This is a genomic window from Ureibacillus yapensis (assembly GCF_003515775.1).
Taxonomy (GTDB): Bacteria; Bacillota; Bacilli; order Bacillales_A; family Planococcaceae; genus Ureibacillus; species Ureibacillus yapensis.
In genome coordinates, this window is record NZ_QWEI01000001.1 from 222,975 (window position 1) to 239,432 (window position 16,458).

The following is a 16,458-nucleotide window of genomic DNA, read 5'->3' on the forward strand; positions in this document are numbered from 1 at the left end:
TATTCTTTTCCTTTATCCTTCAAGCCCCTCTATATATTCTGTATATCTTCGGTGAACAGTTGCTTTGCTGACCTGAAAGCCAAGCCCTCTTAATGTGGAAGCAATCTCCTGGAAAGTAAGCCCTTTGTCGCGAAGTTTCACGATTTCTTCAATAGGCACTTCTATTCTTTCGCGTCCTTCATGATTGTGGCGGTTCTTAATGTTCAACTCCGGACGATAGCCATTTTCTATTGCCCGCCTCATGCCCCTTTTAATTTTGGCATTATGAATTTTGCGCTGATATTCTTCCACAATCGCCAAAATCTCAAGTAGCATCGAATCCATTTCATTCAATGTCAATGGACCGGCATTGTTCAGTGAATAAACCGTTGTCCCGCTTTTTTGAAGCAAATGCAAGACGGCCATCCGTGCATTTCCGCGTCCCAGTCGTGTTTCATCCTGCACAAAAAGGGCGGTTGCATTTTTTTCTTTTATGTAATCCAGCATTTCAAGTAAACCTTCCCGCTCCACTTCATAACCGCTGTGCTGATCCTTGAAAACTTCCAACACTTGATACTTCATGGACGCGGCATATTTCCGCAATTCCTCTTCCTGCCTCACAAGAGAAGTTTCCTGCGTATTTTTTTCGGTACTTACCCGTGCATAAATGACTGCTTTGTTATTTTTACTCATTGGTTCTTGATCGCTACCTCTACCGAATGAAGCTCTTCTTCATTCTCCAAATTTGCAATATGAATGCTATTTTCATTGATTGGAACAGTCAAGGCATGTCCTGCCACAATCATTTCTGCTGTTAATCCATTTTCGCGTTTTACATGGTCAACCCATTCCTGCGTTGTCATTGTACCACGATATCGTTCCGCCAGAGTCCATAAAGTATCGCCTTGTTCGATTTCAATTTGTTCGTATGTTGTTTCGCCATGATCTGTTATGAGCAAAAAAGCGCCCATAGCAGTGAATGCAAAGAATAGTAGAACAATATATGTGTTGTTTTGTAGCCATTTCATCATCAATATAACCCCTTTTCCGAATGTTTGTTCGTAGAATGTATGTTCTTACTTTAAACCGAACATTTGTTTTTTGTCAACACCATTTTCGAACCTATGTTTGCATTTTCGTTTTCCCACTGCTATACTATATGTAACCAATAGAGATACATATTCACAAAAAGAGGTGATAGAGTTGAAAAAGATTTCAAAAAGACAAGAAGACATCTTAACATTCATCAAGGAAGAAGTTCGTACAAAAGGTTATCCGCCATCTGTCCGGGAAATTGGCGAAGCAGTTGGTCTTGCCTCTAGTTCAACTGTACATGGCCATTTGGCGCGTCTGGAAAGCAAAGGTTTAATTCGCCGCGACCCTACGAAACCGCGTGCCATTGAAGTGTTGGAGCAGGAAGATCTCATGATTCCAAAACAACCGGTTGTTCACGTTCCTTTAGTAGGGAAAGTAACGGCAGGGCTTCCTATTACGGCTATCGAAAACATCGAGGAATACTTCCCTCTTCCAAATACATATGGGACAAGTGACGAAAAACTATTTATGCTTGAAGTAATGGGAGAATCCATGATTGAAGCGGGAATCTTGGATGGAGATTATGTAATCGTTAAACAAGCATCAAGTGCCGAAAACGGGGAAATCGTGGTCGCGATGACAGAGGAAGATGAAGCGACAGTCAAACGTTTCTTTAAAGAAAAAACGCATTTCCGTCTGCAGCCCGAGAACTCAAGTATGGACCCAATCCTCGTAAATCAAGTGACGATTTTGGGTAAAGTCGTAGGGTTATATAGAAATATTCATTAAAAAATAGTTAGTGACCCGACAACCGGCAAAGTTCGGTTGTTGAGGTCTGTCGGTGCCACTCATGCAAACTACAACTCTATAGTCCTCACATAGAAAAAATCGACTTGCCATACGCATTGCGGCAAATCGATTTATTTAATTTCTATTATTTTAAAGCAATACAAATATTTTTGGCTTCCGTAAAGAACTCCAAACTATGATGTCCGCCTTCACGCCCAACACCGCTCTTCTTGAAACCACCGAATGGGGCACGTAAATCACGAACAAACCAGCAATTCACCCAAATCGTACCTGCACGCACATGATGGGAAATTCGGTGTGCACGCGTTAAACTTTCAGTCCAAATAATGCCATTCAGCCCATAATCCGTACCATTCGCAATTGCCAGCGCTTCTTCTTCTGTATCGAAAGGAATGATCGTTACAATCGGACCGAAGATTTCCTCCTGGCAGATTCGAGCGTTCGGGTTTTCCTGCAAATAAATGGTTGGTTCCAGGTAATAGCCGGTGCTTAAATTTTCCGGTAATTCCGGCCGTTTTCCCCCATATATCAATGTTGCATTTTCGAATTTTGCAATATCAAGGTAGCTTGACACTTTTTCATAATGTTCTTCACTTACCACTGGTCCCATATTCGTTTTTGGATCTTGTGGATCACCCACAACAAGTTCCGCTGCAGCGGCTTTAAAGCGTTCCAAAAACTCATCTAATATTGTACGCTGCACTAAAATACGCGATCCTGCCAAGCATACCTGGCCTGAGTTCATGAATGCAGCTTGAATGGAGACAGGAATTGCCTTTTCAAGATTGGCATCTTCGAAAATAATATTGGCTGCTTTGCCGCCAAGTTCGAATGATACCTTCTTTAGCGAGTCCGCGCCACTCTTCATAATCGTTTTCCCTGTAGTCGTTTCACCAGTAAAGGAAATTAAATCTACTTCTGGATGAGTTGTCATATATTCCCCTGCAGATCCACCGCCAAATCCATGGACAACATTCACAACCCCATCCGGAATACCGGCTTCTTTCGCAATTTCGCCTAATAAAGACACTGTTAGCGGCGTCACTTCAGCAGGCTTGATAACTGCTGTATTCCCGGTTGCCAAACATGGACCAAGCTTCCAAGTTGTTAGCATGAATGGCAGATTCCAAGGTGTAATTAATGCAGCCACACCTACTGGCTCATAGCGGGTGTAATTTAAAAACTCATCATCCATCGGGTAGACCTCGCCACCCTGTTTTTCCATAAAATCAGCGAAGAACTTCAGGTTTTCCGCTGCTCGCGGGATTTCACGCTCCACAGCAACTTGATAAGGTTTCCCTACATCAAGGGCTTCCAAGCGTGCAAGTTCCTCTTTGCGTTCTAGTATAATTTCCGCCATACGACGAACTTTAGCGCACCGCTCAGAAACAGACATTGTGCGCCATGGACCTTCTTCAAAAGCCTGGCGAGCAGCACGGCATGCACGATCTACATCCGCATATGAGGCTTCATGGACTTTTGCGATAACCTCTTGCGTCGCCGGATTTTTCACTTCGAACTGCTGGTGATCGGAAGATTCTACATATTCTCCATTTATAAACAGTTTGACTTCTCGAATGGATGTTGCTACCTCAGTCATAAGCCTATCACACCTTCCCTTGTTCTTCTGATCGTTTTTGGACGGATTGACCCGCAATGCCCCAATGATTTGCCGGCACTTCGTTAATGCATACGCGAATATTTTCGTATGGTGCATCCAATACTTTGTTCACCGTGCTCGTCAGTTCAGCGATTAATTGTTCTTTTTTTTCTGCTGGACGGCCTTCAATCATCGTTACTTGTAGAAATGGCAAATTATACCCCTCCTTTATTTTGTAAATGTCACATCAAAACCGCTTAACCCATCAAATCGAATGGAAAACGTATCATTCTCATTAAATGTTTCTGCTCCCGTCAATGCACCACTAAGTACCACTTCACCCGCCCGTACTTTTTGTCCGCGCGTAAGCAGCTTATTAGCCATCCATGCCACTGCGCGGGCCGGATTTCCCATGACCGAAGCAGCTGTTGTGGTAGAGCAGACTTCTCCGTTCTTCTTAAACACACACCCCATACGTTCTAAATCTATTTCTCTCACATCACATTTAACTTTTCCTAAAATATAACGGGAAGAAGAAGAGTTATCCGCGATGACATCCGGTAGGGTAAAATTAAAATTTTCATAACGGCTATCGATAATTTCCATTGCTGCAATGACATACTCCGTTGCATTCAACACATCTGCTACCGTTACAACCGGCCCATCCAGATCTCTTTTCATTACAAACGCAATTTCCGGCTCAATTTTGCCATGGATAAATGGAGCTACTGAAATCGGATCTTCTAAATTTACTTCCATATTGCTTAGCAGCCTTCCATAAGACGGTTCATGAACTCCCATCATCCGCTGCTTTGCTTTACTCGTTAAACCAAGCTTCCATCCGGAAAAGGATGTTCCTTCTTCGCGGCGCTTCCGCTCGACTAACGATTCCTGCACGGTATATGCTGTTTCAATCGTTAACTCTGGATATTGTTCGGTCAGTTTTTTTATTTCAACGCGCTCTTTCTCAGCTCGAAACAAGATATCCGTCATTTCTTCGAGCACATCCACTTTCAGCATGCATAAACCTCCTTTACTTCACTAGCATTGCTTGTTCTTTTGCGATTTGCTGGGCGACTTCGAAGATTAAATCTTCCTGGCCACCCACCGCTTGCATTTGGCCAAGCTGGACTAAAATTTCGCGCTCATCCACCCCATAGCGCTCTGCTGCTTCTTGTGCAAATAATAAGAAGCTTGAATACACACCGGAGTACCCCATGATCAAACTAGATCCTGTAATTTCCTGTGGACGTGGCATAAATTTTGCGACCACATCATTTGCTGCATCCATCACGCTATACAAATCGACACCTGTTTTATATCCCAACCGGCTAAATACAGCCGCCATTACCTCGGTTTGTGTATTGCCGCTGCCGGCACCTAAGCACCGAAGACTGCCGTCCACAAACTCGGCACCTGCTTCTACAGCCGCTATCGTGTTTGCCATTGCCAGCGACAAGTTGTTATGAGCATGGAAGCCAATTTTGCAGCTGATATTTTCACGCAATGCAGTTACTTTCTCCGTTACTTCGTGAGGCAGCAATGCACCTGCCGAGTCCGTCATATAGACGATTTCGGCACCGTAACTTTCCAGCTTCTTCGCTTGTTCAATTAACACCGAAGTCGGAGCCATATGGGCCATCATTAAAAACCCGACCGTTTCCAAGCCCAAGTTGCGGCTTAACTCAATATGTTGTTTTGCCACATCCGCTTCTGTGATATGAGTCGCCACCCGCACCATATTGGCGCCGGCACTTGCTGCATTTTCCAAATCTTTTCTTGTGCCGATACCCGGTAAAATAAGAACGGAAATTTTTGAGTTGGCTGATTCTTCCCTGGCAGCAGCAATTAATTTAAGTTCATCCACTCTTGAAAAACCATATTGCAAAGACGATCCGCCCAAACCATCACCATGCGATACTTCAAAATAGGGAATTCCTGCTTTCTCCAAACCCCTTGCAACATCCCGAACTTGTTGCTCCGTAAAAGCATGACGCATGGAATGGCTGCCATCCCGCAATGTTACATCTAACATTGTAATTTCTTTATTCATCATCCATTCTCCTTCCTATGTAGTCGCTACCAATGATTTTGCCATTTCTTCTGCGACTTTGGCTGCTGCTGCCGTCATGATATCCAAGTTACCGGAATATGGCGGGAAGAAATCGCCTGCCCCTTCTATTTCAACCGTTACGGTTACACGATTTCCATCGATAATTGGCCGATTTTTCAAGTGATAGCCCGGTACATACTCTTGCACCTTTTTGACCATAGCGTAAATTGCCTCAGTAATTGCTTCTTCATGTCCCGGTTCGGATGTCAAAACGTGAATCGTATCACGCATCATAATCGGCGGCACCGCTGGATTTAAAATAATAATCGCTTTTCCTTTTTTCGCTCCGCCAATTCGTTCGATGGCATTAGCTGTTGTTTGTGTAAATTCATCGATATTAGCACGTGTTCCAGGTCCCGCAGATTTACTCGCAACTGTTGCAACAATTTCTGCGTAATCCAGTGGAACAACCTCATTGATGGCATATACGATTGGGATTGTTGCCTGCCCACCGCAAGTCACCATATTGACATTCGATTTTTCCAAATGTTGCGATAAATTCGCAGCTGGTATAACGTAAGGTCCAATTGCAGCCGGTGTTAGGTCAATCATACGCTTGCCTAGGGCTTCCACCTTTTCCGTATGCTCTTTATGTGCCTTGGCTGTCGTTGCATCAAAAACGATATCAAACTTTTCTGGGTGTTCCAATAAACCATCGATGCCGTTTTCAATTATTAAATAGCCGCGATCCTTTGCACGCGCCAACCCTTCAGATTGTGGGTCAATTCCAACCATGACACTCATTTCCAAATGGTCGCAGCGTTCGATTTTATACATTAAATCCGTACCAATGTTGCCGGATCCGATAATCGCTACTTTCAATTTTTTCATAATCGCCCCTCCTGAATGTTTATTGAAGTTACTTAAAGGACACCTGGATTGTACCGAGGTGAGCAAAATCGGCTGTAAATGTATCGCCTGCTTCAACTGGCAAGGCCGCTGTCAGTGCTCCGGCCAATACGAACTCGCCTTTTTTCAAACCAATATCATATCGACTAAGGGCATTCGCCAGCCATACTACTGCCCGAACTGGATTCCCCATGACGGCTGCCCCTGCTGCATGGTCGATAAAATGGCCATTTTTTAAAATATTCATGCCTACTGTTTCTAAATCCACATCCTCTATACGAGTCGGTTTGCCGCCTAAAATGGCATAAGCTGATGATCCATTGTCAGCAACCGTATCTTCAAACCGAATTTTCCAATCTTCAATTCGACTGTCGATAATTTCAAATGCCGGCACAACATACTCCGTAGCAGCGACTATTTGTTCTTCCGTTACATTTGGTCCCTTTACATCCTCTTTTAAAACAAATGCGATCTCGAATTCTATTTTTGGCTGGATCATTTGTTCAATTGCGATTTCCTCACCATCCGGAAGCACCATGGAAGCTAAAATATGGCCATAATCCGGTTCTGTTACATTAAACATTTGCTGCATCACTTTGCTTGTCAAACCAATCTTTTTGCCGACAATCACATCGCCATTTGCAATTCGGCTTTCAATCTGTGCCAGTTGAATTCGATATGCCTCATCTACACTGATTGTTGGATAGTTTGTCGTTAACGGCTGTATGGGACAGCGTGTTTTATACGCCTCAAGCAATTCATGAGCAATGGCTGTTTCGTTCATTCTAGTTCCTCCTTATACAAGCTCGTCAACTGCAAGTTTTTTGTAGCCACCATTGAAAAATAAGAGTGGATTATAATCCTCGATATGGATTGCCTTTACTTTTCCAATGAATAATGAATGATCTCCCTCTACATGGGTCGAGACAACATCACAAACAACTTGAGCCACCGAACCATCGATCACTGGATAGCCCTCTAATTCCCCAAAAGGAATTTCTTGCCCTTCTTGGCGTTGACCAGCAAAATGCTGCGATAAAGCTTTCTGATTTTCCTCTAAAATACTGACAGCAAATGTATTGCTTTGCTCAATTCTGCTCAGCATGGACGCTTTTTCCCCAATTGACACAACGACAAGGGGTGGATTGAGCGAGACAGACATAAAAGCATTTGCCGTCATGCCATATGTTTCGTCATCGAGTGTGGTTGTAATGACTGTTACACCGGTAGCAAACTTCCCCATCGCATTTCGAAATAATCGATCCTCCATAGTAGACTGTGATATATATAGCCATCTAGCCAACTATATATATCACAGTGTTCACCTCGCTTTTCTATTAAAGTCGTTATGCTTATCACGAGAAACTTAGACTACAGGCTCTCCTACTTTGCGGTCTGGCGTTCCGTATAAGAAGTACTCTTCAGGCAGTGGAGAACCATACCAGATAATCGCTTCTTGTAAATCCTCTTCGCGCCAAGTGATCGGTTTCCAATCCGGGTCAAAGATTAAGTAGCCCGAATCGCCGAATAATTCTACGCGGTTTCCGCCCGGCTCAAATACGTACATAAAGTAAGCCTGGCTCACGCCATGTTTTCCTGGGCCCGCTTCAATTTTAATGCCGTTTTCCACCAACAAATCCGCTAAATCCATTAGATGCTGCGGGTATCCATACCAAAATGCGATATGATGGAAACGACCTTTGTTTCCTGTTTGATCTTGCATAAGAGCTACTTCATGTACTAGCGGACTGACACTCATCCATGCCCCTAGTTCCCTTTCTTCGCCTACAACGATACGCTCGCGAAGCTTGAAGCCTAAACGTTCAGCCATAAATTCTTTGTTAGGCGTAACTTCACTGCACATTAAGTTAACGTGATCTAGGCGACGTGCCGGCACCCCTTGCATTGGACGCTTTTGCGGACGACTTTTTAGCAATGTTTTTTGATCTTCCGGCGGATTGTAATATTCCACTTCCCAAAGAATCTCCTGTAGATGTCCATCTGGTGTTGTGAACTGATAGGCGCGTCCATGTCCCAAGTCCCCATCAATCCATCCTTTCCCTTGGCCACTCTCTTCAAGTTCTTTTACCCGGCGTTCCAATGCTTCAGGAGAACTTGCGCGCCATGCCACATGACCCAACCCTGGTTCCGGGCCAGCAGTTAGTTTTAAAGTATGATGGTAAAAATCTTCATACGCACGAAGATAAACTGATTCACCAGCTTCTACCGTAACTTGAAGACCCATAATTTTTGTAAAGAACTCAACAGACTCCTTCAACTTTGGTGTATATAGCTCGACGTGAGCCAGTTGTGCAACATCATATAAACTCATTTTCATGTCCCCTTTTCATTTATTTTTGATTGTTATAGTAGCTAACATCTTGCGGATTAACCCAAGTGTCGCCTTTCCAGCCATGCAAGTCGTAGTCGTTCATACATTCTTCCGCGAATGCCATGAACTCGTCTGCCTTCCCGCTGCCTTGAGCGGCAAATAATGTTTGCAAACGAATATCATCTTGGTTGCCTGCATAGTTGCGTTCATAAAGTTCACTGCGGCCGCCAAAATCAGTACCAATGGCATCCCACAATAACTTAACGATTTTAATCTTGCTTTCCGCATCAATTCCATTAGAGCCGCGGTATAATTTGTCCAGCGTCGGACGGAACTCGGGATTCAAGAAATCACGCGCACTGGATGGCTGTACAATGAGGTTGCCTGCAACAATCTGTTGAATGATTCCTTTGATTTTTGGCCAGCCCTCCTGCAAAAACACGCGGTATGCCAACCCACCATTAAGGTTCGGAATGACGGTACCATTGTCCAGCTTTATCGGATTTAAAGCCATCGCATCACTTAACGACCAAAACATGTGGCGCCATGCCAAAATTTCGCCAACTTGTGCTTGCACGCCTCGGAATTGATCGGTCCCTGCTGTTTGAAGCGCTTTCATTAATACGCCGATGATAAAGTCCAGTTTTACCGCCAACCGTGAAACCCCTTGGAACGTAAATCGGTTAATAAAGCCGCTCTCAACGAAGAAGGAAGTTGTTTTTTTCATATCTTCGTAGATTAATACGTTCTCCCACGGAATCAACGCTTTATCAAACACCAGTACAGCGTCATTTTCATCAAAACGGCTGCTTAATGGATAATCAAACGGTGTCCCCATTACCGCTGATTTCAATTCAAAAGAAGCTCGGCTAATCAATTTCACGCCAGGTGCATCCATGGGTGCGATAAATACGACAGCAAACTCTTTCTGTTGAATCGGCAGCCCATATGTCCCAACGAAATTATAGTTGGTAATTGCCGAACCTGTTGCCACCATTTTTGAACCGCTTACAATTAACCCTTGATCCGTTTCTTTTTCGACGCGAATGAAAACATCGCCTACTTCATGCACTTCTTTATTGCGATCAACCGGCGGATTCACAATCGCGTGATTGAAAAACCAATTTCGCTCTTGTGCTTCCTTGTACCATCGCCGCGCATTATCGGAATACGGTGCATAGTATTCGGCATTCCCGCCAAGCGTGGCTAAAAAAGATGCTTTATAATCCGGTGTTCGCCCCATTTGTCCATAAGTAAACTTTGACCACTGAACGATTGCATCGCGCGCCTCAATCAGGTCTTGTGCACTTTTGGCCGCTTTAAAATACTTAAATGTATAGCCGCCGCTGCCCGTATCGGTCTCAGTTGTCAAAACGTCTTTGTACTTCTCCTCATGCAGAGCATCGTACAACCGTGCAATGGAACGAGCGGAATTTCGAAATGCCGGATGTGTCGTAACATCCTTTACTCGCTCGCCATCCAGCCAAATTTCCCGATTGTCTCTCAGACTGTCCAGATATTCTTGCCCGGTTAATGGTTTTGTTGCTTGCTGAACATCCACTATTCAACTCCCCTTTCCGTGAGTATCCCCCATCCCCTACTAATCAACTGTTAAAGGATAATTTTATATTACTCTATTTTGAATTTTCAGTTAATTTATAAAACATATAGTCTTTTGGGCAACTACTATACAAACCATAAAGTAGGTTCTTTTGTAAAGCATTAAAAAAGGTATTATCGAAAAAACGAGTTCGATAATACCTTTCATTTATTTGATGGCTTGTACCGCATAATAGAATTGTAAAGCAAGCTGGCACTGGAATCTGCCATCCCCAGACTTCAAATCCGCATCTACAAGCGATTCGATTTTTTCCATTCTATATCGCAGCCCAGGTATCGATAAATTCAATTGCTGTGCAGTTTTATTGATATTGCCGTTACAATCGAAAAAAGTTTGAAGCGTCAATAACAGCTGCGCCTCATTGTGTATATCATGGTCAATTAATTTGCCAATTACATTCTGGTAATAAACAATCAATTGAGTGGGTTCGGATGTTTTCAAAAACAACAAAACATGTTTCAGTTGTTCATAATAAGCAATTTGTTGCCGCTTGGATGAACAATGAACCAAGAAATTGCACAATTTCATTGCATCTTCATAGCTTGTTGCCAATGTTTCCAAGGAATTGCCTTGTTGACCAACGCCAATATAAAAGCTGTTTTGCGGAAACATCTCAATGAGGGCATTCAGTATATCCTCTGCCGTCTGTTGAATGGGCTTTTCTAGCTCTGATGCTAAAATGACAACATAATTTTCTTTAATAAAAATATCTGTTACTAGTAGCTTTTCAATAAACAAATAAAGCGTATAGACATTTTCGATATCACTTTTGATCATTAAGACTCTATTTTGTTGATGGATATCAACATCCAGAATATTTGGATTCAATTTAAGGGTGCCGCTGTTTCCCTTTCCTCCAATAATCTGTTCGAACAAATTCACCTTTTTTCGCCATGTTCTTTCAGCCACTTTATATTGTGTATTGAAGTACCATAAAAAAGGCGAGATGCAGCGCCCGGCAATCAGACGTTCCTCATCCTTTAAAATTCCCTGGCCGATGAGTACAAGCTTGCCATAATAAGCCTGTTCACTTTTAATAGGAAATACTTCAACAAAACCTTGTTCGGGCAGCTGTTCTCCATTGCTATATGCTGCATAGATTTTTTCATGGACAGTTTCCTTAAAGATAAATTCAATAGGCCTTCTTATTCTGTTTCGTTCAACCAGCACACTAATTCCCAATTCGTCACTCATGTAGTTTAAAAGTGAGGCCAAGTTTTGTTCGCTTAACAGTGCATTGGTTAACTTTTCGTTGAGACGATCCGCACGCTGTATCACGGATTGTGCTTGTTCTAGTTGATGAAACTTCTCATCAAATTCCGATAGCAGACAGTCTTCCTCAAAATGGTGCAGGGAATTCGAATGTTCCGGTGGAGCTAGATGGGAAGAACAAGCTACAAATGTACACTGATAGTCCCCTTTTCCTTTGCAGGTTTCCTCATAAACAATAACCTCATCTCCGAATACATTGGATAAAAAACCTTTCACATAACCCACCAGGTTCCAGCAAACGCTTTCATTGCTAAATCCAAAATGCTTTACATGCTCTTCGTACTCATAGGAGTAAAACCAAGTTCCTTGCATATAAAGCGAGTCACCATCAATTTGAATTTCACTTGGTTCTACCATGACAAGCCCCTCCAATGTATGCAGTGCAGGACCTGCCAAAATAAGCTCTTCTTTACAGCGCCATGGGAAAGCTTTCTTGACGGATTGCGCTGCACTATAACCGCTCGTCATGCCATGGCGCATCAATACGGACTTTGCACGCTCGGTTCCCAAAATGCGAATTAAATCCCGTCTTAAAAACCCGATGGATTCGGTTGCAATAAGACCCATTCGCTTCCCATTAAATTTAATCACGCCAGTACGTGGATTAATATCAACTAAATGATCAAAAACTAGCTTATTCGCTTTCATTTTATCATTACCCCTTATTAGTTTGATATTCTCCTCTACCAAAGCTGTATTTACATTATATTCTATTTCGGGAGTAAAAAGGCTATTTTACTCTATTATTTTCTAGTTGATGAATATAGTAAAAGGCACATTTAAGCAACCGATGAAGGGCTCTAAACTCGAACTTGGGAAAAAGAAAAGAATGTGACCCCCATTGTAGTATGAGCCACATTCTTTTCTGGCGTTTTCAGTTCTTGGTCTCTCATTGGGATAACGAAGATTTTCCGCTACATGCATCAATAAAGGATGCGAATAATTTTTTCGCATTTTCGTCCTGTGCTGCTGCCATTTCCTCGGGATGCCATTGAACACCCACACAATATGGATAATCTTTCATTTCAATGGCTTCAATAATGCCATCGCTTGCCTGTGCTGTTACTTCAAACACTTCCGCCACTTTTTTTAGCGCTTGGTGATGAATTGAGTTTACGGCAATCTTCTCTTGCCCTACTATGTTATATAACTTACTATTTCTCTCGATTGTTATATAATGCGAAGCTTCTTTTCTTATTGCTTTTTGAGTATGAAGAATGGGTGTTTTCTCATATTGCGAATTAATATCCTGATAAAGGTTTCCTCCCAACGCAATATTCAGCACCTGAATGCCGCGGCAAATTCCAAAAATCGGCATTCTCTTCTTTAGCGCTACTTCCAGTAACCTCAGCTCTACTTCATCCCGTTCGACCATAATATGGCCAATATAAAGATGCGGCTCTTCGTTAAAAAGGTGCGGATGTACATCGACGCCTCCTGTTAACAGCAGTCCATCCAGCCCGTCAAGCAGCTGTTCTGCATCTTGTTCAATGCCAAAAGGTAGATTAACCGGAATTCCGCCTGCCTGAAGAATCGATTTTACATAAGCCTCATTGATGCAATATTGCCCGTTATTCGTTGTCATCGTAATGCCGATGATTGGTTTCATGCACTGAACCCCCACAATCTAGATAAATTGTTTATACCTTTAATATGTGGAGGATTAGAAAAATAGACCGGAATACCAATTTAGCAAACTGTCACCGTAGAAATAAACGATGATGGCGGCCAATGCGATGGACGGACCAAAAGGAACGGGTGTTTTTCTTCCTTGGTTGCGGATTTTCAGAACTATAATCCCAGCAATCATGCCGATAAAGGAAGCCAAAAATAGGGTTAATAGCGTATTCATCGTCCCGAGTACAAGACCAATTAGAAAGAAGAGTTTAATATCTCCCCCACCCATGCCGCCTCTTGAGACAACGGCAATCAAGTATAAGATTCCAAACCCGACAACCGCACCAACAATGCTATCCCACCATGGCTGCAGCGGGGAGAAGATTCGTCCGACGATCAATAGAGGCAAAAAGAAGAGCAAAACTTTATCGGGGATTAACATATATGCAAAATCGGATACGACTATAATCATCAATAAAGAAATGAACAATAAGGCTACCGCTGTTTCAACGGTGATCCCCAAATGATAAACGGAAAAAGCAAATAAGATTCCTGTCACAAGCTCGGTCAGTAAGTAAATCGGTGAAATTTTCACGCCGCAGCTTCTGCATTTGCCGCGCAAAAAAAGATATGAAAAAACGGGGATTAAATCAGGCAGCGTTAACCGGCGCTGGCAGTTCGTACAATGCGAAGGAGGGGTTGAGATAGACTCTTTTTTCGGCACCCTTAACCCAACAACATTGAAAAAAGAACCAAAGACAAGCCCAAATATAAAAGCAAAAATCGTATAAACAATCTCCATTTTGATTCTCCTTTCCTACTATTTTGAATTTAAAGCTAAAAGAGTCGGGTCCGTAAAAACGAAACCCGACAAGCGCCATTCTTTAAGACTCGCCTTCATAATAAAAAGTCGTTACTTGAACGGAAGCATTTAAAGCCTCAGCTTCTTCCATAAATGCCTCTTCTTCACCAGGAAGCGTGTAGCTGATGCTATCAATGTGCATAATGCGCTCAAGATTTTCAATTTCCTCGATAAATTGCAGTAAATCTTCGTATTCAGAGGCGGCAATTTCAAGATTGAACGTAATTAATTTCAGTTCCGGCGGCAGCGTTTCGGCGGCGATTTGCGATACCGGAGTTTCCACTTCAACCGATTCTCCGTCTACCATGGTTTCTTCTTCCACTGCATCATTTTGGCCTTCTGCCGCTTCTTCCGTTGCAACCTCTTCCTCTGGTACTGGTACTATGCCAGATTCGGAGACAAGCGTATCATAACTGTTAAATCCGATTGAAAGAATCCGAGATTGGGTGATATATTCAATTTCTTCGAGATTTAATAATAACTGATCGATTTCACGGGATGCCGGCAATTTTTTGCGCAGTGTCGTTATATTCGACTCTTGAGGCAAGGATGCTTGTGCTTCCATTAGAGCCTGTTGTTCCTGTAAAGTCGCGATTTCGGTTTGCAATGCCGCCTTTGAGCTTTCAAGCGAGGCAGCCTGGTCTTTTTTCGGCAGCACCACATAATAATAAAGCGCAAATAATAAAGCCGCTACCAAAACGATTAGCAACAAAGCAGAAGTATTTTTGTTTCCGGAGAGTTTCATTATTGAACACCTCCAGCAGTTAAATAGGCTCTATCCAGTAAAAGGGTAATTTCAACGGACTGCCTTGGAACGACATCAAAATCGATCTCATTTTCCGATTCAAGTTCCCCTCCCAAGTCGGAGTTTGTCACGGAGTTTACTTGCCCATCCGTAAAATAGGCACTGTTCGACAAACGCGAAACATAGGTTGCCGCATCACTGAGCGTTTCAAAATCCAATAAAACAGTAACACTTTCAGGACTGAACGTATAGCTTCGTAAATGGGAATTGCTTGGCTGCAATCCTTGAATTTCGTAAATTAACTGTGTTACAGGGTAGGAAACAGTCTCGACAAATTGCAGGGATTGCTGCATGCTCCCTTGATTTTCCGGCTGCAACGAATTCACATTTGCTGAAAGTTGATCGCGTTGAGCAATCAAATTGGCTTCTTCATTTCCCAATCGAGTAACATCTGCGCGAGCACTAAAATATTGCCATACCAGCAACGACAAGATTAATAGTACAAGAATCGCCAGTAATAGATTAAGCAGTTTGGAGCTTTGCTGGGTTCGTTCTTCTCTGGGTATGAGGTTAATATCTGGTACCATTAATGAATCTCCTTTAACGCCAACCCAAGCAAGGATGCATGTTTTGCCTGAAATCCTGGGTAATGTTCTTCAATTAGCCCGTCATCAACAATCTTGATGGGAACGGGCAACGTTTCCTGCAAGGTAGAAAAGATGGTATCAAGCAGCGGGTTATCCCCCATCACAACAATTTCATCAACGGACTTTTCCCCTTTATGCAAGGAGAAGCGGAAGAAGTTCATAATCCGGTCAAGTTCGAGAATTTGATCCATAATGGTCATGCGGTAATCTTCCAAGTCCCCATCGTATGTAAAGGTTACTTCATTTTCCTTTGCCGGCTTTGCGTGCCATTGATTGATGTTTGTCGGGATTTGCTGGTAACGCAGGAAATCCACATGGCCATTCGAATAAATACAAATGGATAATTCATTAATCAGCCAATTGGCAATGAGATAGGTTTTGTCTTCACTTAGCAATTCCAGATGTTCAATCAAGCGCAAATTGCACAAAGCGCGGATATCTGCAGCTTGCGGTTCCATATGAATATCCAGGAACAAGTTAATGTATTTGTTGACTTCTTCCGACGAAGCGGCAAACAGCATCGCCTGTCCGTCGCCTTCCGTTGGGTCGTATACATCAATCAAAGGATCCTGGAAAGGCAAATGAATGCTATGCCCAAGCTCCATTTGAACATATTCTTTGAGTTTATCGGCTTCCACATCACGTGGATACTCAAACGATTTCAACAGCACGGTCGGATCCGGAACAAAAAAACGAACATTCTGTCGTTTTCCGCCCCACTGGGAAGCGTTTTCTTTGAAAATCTCAAACAACGCCATCTCATCCTTGACCGTAGCTTCCTCAATTACCTCATTCGGTAACGGAACCTCATACAACTTAGCTTGAGTCAAATCAGGGCCCTTTAAAACAAGTGCGCGAAGTACGTAATCATTGATTTCGATGGAAACGTGGGAGGTTTTTTTCTTTTTGAACATCGCAAGGGCTCCTTTGTTGGATAATGTAAAATCATATCCTTAGTGATTTTAATTTCCTAATG

Annotated in this window: 18 protein-coding genes; 1 reads left to right on the top strand and 17 read right to left on the bottom strand. The window is 42.8% G+C overall.

Annotation, left to right across the window (positions count from 1 at the left end):
• Positions 1-12: 12 nt before the first annotated feature.
• Complete coding sequence (locus D1B33_RS01090) at positions 13-672, bottom strand: YneB family resolvase-like protein (RefSeq protein WP_118874481.1); 660 nt, start codon at positions 670-672, stop codon at positions 13-15.
• Positions 669-1,010 carry a cell division suppressor protein YneA gene (gene yneA, locus D1B33_RS01095; protein WP_118874482.1) on the bottom strand — a complete coding sequence of 114 codons (342 nt, stop codon included), beginning with the start codon at positions 1,008-1,010 and terminating at the stop codon, positions 669-671. Before yneA ends, D1B33_RS01090 begins: the two co-directional genes overlap by 4 nt.
• A 172-nt stretch (positions 1,011-1,182) precedes the next feature.
• Between yneA and lexA the strand changes: the two genes are divergently transcribed.
• On the top strand, positions 1,183-1,803 hold the full coding sequence (gene lexA / locus D1B33_RS01100) for a transcriptional repressor LexA (protein ID WP_118874483.1): 621 nt from the start codon (positions 1,183-1,185) through the stop codon (positions 1,801-1,803).
• 145 nt (positions 1,804-1,948) lie between these two features.
• On the opposite strand, the gene D1B33_RS01105 is transcribed toward lexA, so the two are convergent.
• The 15 genes from D1B33_RS01105 to pilM all read right to left on the bottom strand — a co-directional run bounded on the left by D1B33_RS01105 (position 1,949) and on the right by pilM (position 16,396).
• Positions 1,949-3,424 (bottom strand): aldehyde dehydrogenase, encoded by a 1,476-nt coding sequence (locus D1B33_RS01105; protein ID WP_118874484.1) that lies wholly within the window; start codon positions 3,422-3,424, stop codon positions 1,949-1,951.
• Between the two features lie 7 nt (positions 3,425-3,431).
• On the bottom strand, positions 3,432-3,638 hold the full coding sequence (locus tag D1B33_RS01110; protein ID WP_118874485.1) for a 4-oxalocrotonate tautomerase: 207 nt from the start codon (positions 3,636-3,638) through the stop codon (positions 3,432-3,434).
• Between the two features lie 14 nt (positions 3,639-3,652).
• Complete coding sequence (locus tag D1B33_RS01115; protein ID WP_118874486.1) at positions 3,653-4,444, bottom strand: 2-keto-4-pentenoate hydratase; 792 nt, start codon at positions 4,442-4,444, stop codon at positions 3,653-3,655.
• Between the two features lie 13 nt (positions 4,445-4,457).
• Positions 4,458-5,480: a 4-hydroxy-2-oxovalerate aldolase gene (dmpG, locus tag D1B33_RS01120; protein WP_118874487.1), complete on the bottom strand. Its 1,023-nt coding sequence runs from the start codon at positions 5,478-5,480 to the stop codon at positions 4,458-4,460.
• A gap of 12 nt (positions 5,481-5,492) precedes the next feature.
• Positions 5,493-6,368 (bottom strand): acetaldehyde dehydrogenase (acetylating), encoded by an 876-nt coding sequence (locus D1B33_RS01125; RefSeq protein WP_118874488.1) that lies wholly within the window; start codon positions 6,366-6,368, stop codon positions 5,493-5,495.
• A gap of 28 nt (positions 6,369-6,396) precedes the next feature.
• Positions 6,397-7,170: a 2-keto-4-pentenoate hydratase gene (locus D1B33_RS01130; RefSeq protein ID WP_118874489.1), complete on the bottom strand. Its 774-nt coding sequence runs from the start codon at positions 7,168-7,170 to the stop codon at positions 6,397-6,399.
• A 12-nt stretch (positions 7,171-7,182) separates the two neighbouring features.
• Positions 7,183-7,656 (bottom strand): flavin reductase family protein, encoded by a 474-nt coding sequence (locus D1B33_RS01135; RefSeq protein ID WP_118874490.1) that lies wholly within the window; start codon positions 7,654-7,656, stop codon positions 7,183-7,185.
• A gap of 96 nt (positions 7,657-7,752) precedes the next feature.
• Positions 7,753-8,718, bottom strand: a complete 966-nt coding sequence (locus D1B33_RS01140; RefSeq protein ID WP_199677331.1) for a catechol 2,3-dioxygenase — start codon at positions 8,716-8,718, stop codon at positions 7,753-7,755.
• Between the two features lie 19 nt (positions 8,719-8,737).
• Complete coding sequence (locus D1B33_RS01145; RefSeq protein WP_325049385.1) at positions 8,738-10,279, bottom strand: 4-hydroxyphenylacetate 3-hydroxylase N-terminal domain-containing protein; 1,542 nt, start codon at positions 10,277-10,279, stop codon at positions 8,738-8,740.
• 207 nt (positions 10,280-10,486) lie between these two features.
• Positions 10,487-12,259: a XylR N-terminal domain-containing protein gene (locus tag D1B33_RS01150; RefSeq protein WP_118874493.1), complete on the bottom strand. Its 1,773-nt coding sequence runs from the start codon at positions 12,257-12,259 to the stop codon at positions 10,487-10,489.
• Positions 12,260-12,500: 241 nt separating this feature from the next.
• Positions 12,501-13,235 carry a gamma-glutamyl-gamma-aminobutyrate hydrolase family protein gene (locus D1B33_RS01155; RefSeq protein ID WP_325049386.1) on the bottom strand — a complete coding sequence of 245 codons (735 nt, stop codon included), beginning with the start codon at positions 13,233-13,235 and terminating at the stop codon, positions 12,501-12,503.
• Positions 13,236-13,274: 39 nt separating this feature from the next.
• Positions 13,275-14,030, bottom strand: coding sequence for a prepilin peptidase (locus D1B33_RS01160; protein WP_118874495.1), 756 nt, complete (start codon positions 14,028-14,030; stop codon positions 13,275-13,277).
• A gap of 82 nt (positions 14,031-14,112) precedes the next feature.
• Positions 14,113-14,835: a type 4a pilus biogenesis protein PilO gene (gene pilO, locus D1B33_RS01165; protein ID WP_233549354.1), complete on the bottom strand. Its 723-nt coding sequence runs from the start codon at positions 14,833-14,835 to the stop codon at positions 14,113-14,115.
• Positions 14,835-15,422, bottom strand: coding sequence for a malate synthase (locus D1B33_RS01170; RefSeq protein ID WP_118874497.1), 588 nt, complete (start codon positions 15,420-15,422; stop codon positions 14,835-14,837). The genes pilO and D1B33_RS01170 overlap by 1 nt, the downstream gene beginning before the upstream one ends.
• A complete protein-coding gene (pilM, locus tag D1B33_RS01175) occupies positions 15,422-16,396 on the bottom strand; it encodes a type IV pilus biogenesis protein PilM (protein WP_118874498.1) in 975 nt (324 codons plus the stop codon). The genes D1B33_RS01170 and pilM overlap by 1 nt, the downstream gene beginning before the upstream one ends.
• Positions 16,397-16,458: the final 62 nt, after the last annotated feature.

Bases quoted from the DNA above. Each gene is read 5' to 3' on its own strand.
- D1B33_RS01150 (WP_118874493.1), bottom strand. From the start codon at position 12,259: ATGAAAGCGAATAAGCTAGTTTTTGATCATTTAGTTGATATTAATCCA.
- D1B33_RS01115 (WP_118874486.1), bottom strand. From the start codon at position 4,444: ATGCTGAAAGTGGATGTGCTCGAAGAAATGACGGATATCTTGTTTCGA.
- D1B33_RS01130 (WP_118874489.1), bottom strand. From the start codon at position 7,170: ATGAACGAAACAGCCATTGCTCATGAATTGCTTGAGGCGTATAAAACA.
- D1B33_RS01170 (WP_118874497.1), bottom strand. From the start codon at position 15,422: ATGGTACCAGATATTAACCTCATACCCAGAGAAGAACGAACCCAGCAA.
- D1B33_RS01090 (WP_118874481.1), bottom strand. From the start codon at position 672: ATGAGTAAAAATAACAAAGCAGTCATTTATGCACGGGTAAGTACCGAA.
- D1B33_RS01160 (WP_118874495.1), bottom strand. From the start codon at position 14,030: ATGGAGATTGTTTATACGATTTTTGCTTTTATATTTGGGCTTGTCTTT.
- D1B33_RS01140 (WP_199677331.1), bottom strand. From the start codon at position 8,718: ATGAGTTTATATGATGTTGCACAACTGGCTCACGTCGAGCTATATACA.
- yneA (WP_118874482.1), bottom strand. From the start codon at position 1,010: ATGATGAAATGGCTACAAAACAACACATATATTGTTCTACTATTCTTT.
- pilO (WP_233549354.1), bottom strand. From the start codon at position 14,835: ATGAAACTCTCCGGAAACAAAAATACTTCTGCTTTGTTGCTAATCGTT.
- dmpG (WP_118874487.1), bottom strand. From the start codon at position 5,480: ATGATGAATAAAGAAATTACAATGTTAGATGTAACATTGCGGGATGGC.
- D1B33_RS01105 (WP_118874484.1), bottom strand. From the start codon at position 3,424: ATGACTGAGGTAGCAACATCCATTCGAGAAGTCAAACTGTTTATAAAT.
- pilM (WP_118874498.1), bottom strand. From the start codon at position 16,396: ATGTTCAAAAAGAAAAAAACCTCCCACGTTTCCATCGAAATCAATGAT.
- D1B33_RS01125 (WP_118874488.1), bottom strand. From the start codon at position 6,368: ATGAAAAAATTGAAAGTAGCGATTATCGGATCCGGCAACATTGGTACG.
- D1B33_RS01135 (WP_118874490.1), bottom strand. From the start codon at position 7,656: ATGGAGGATCGATTATTTCGAAATGCGATGGGGAAGTTTGCTACCGGT.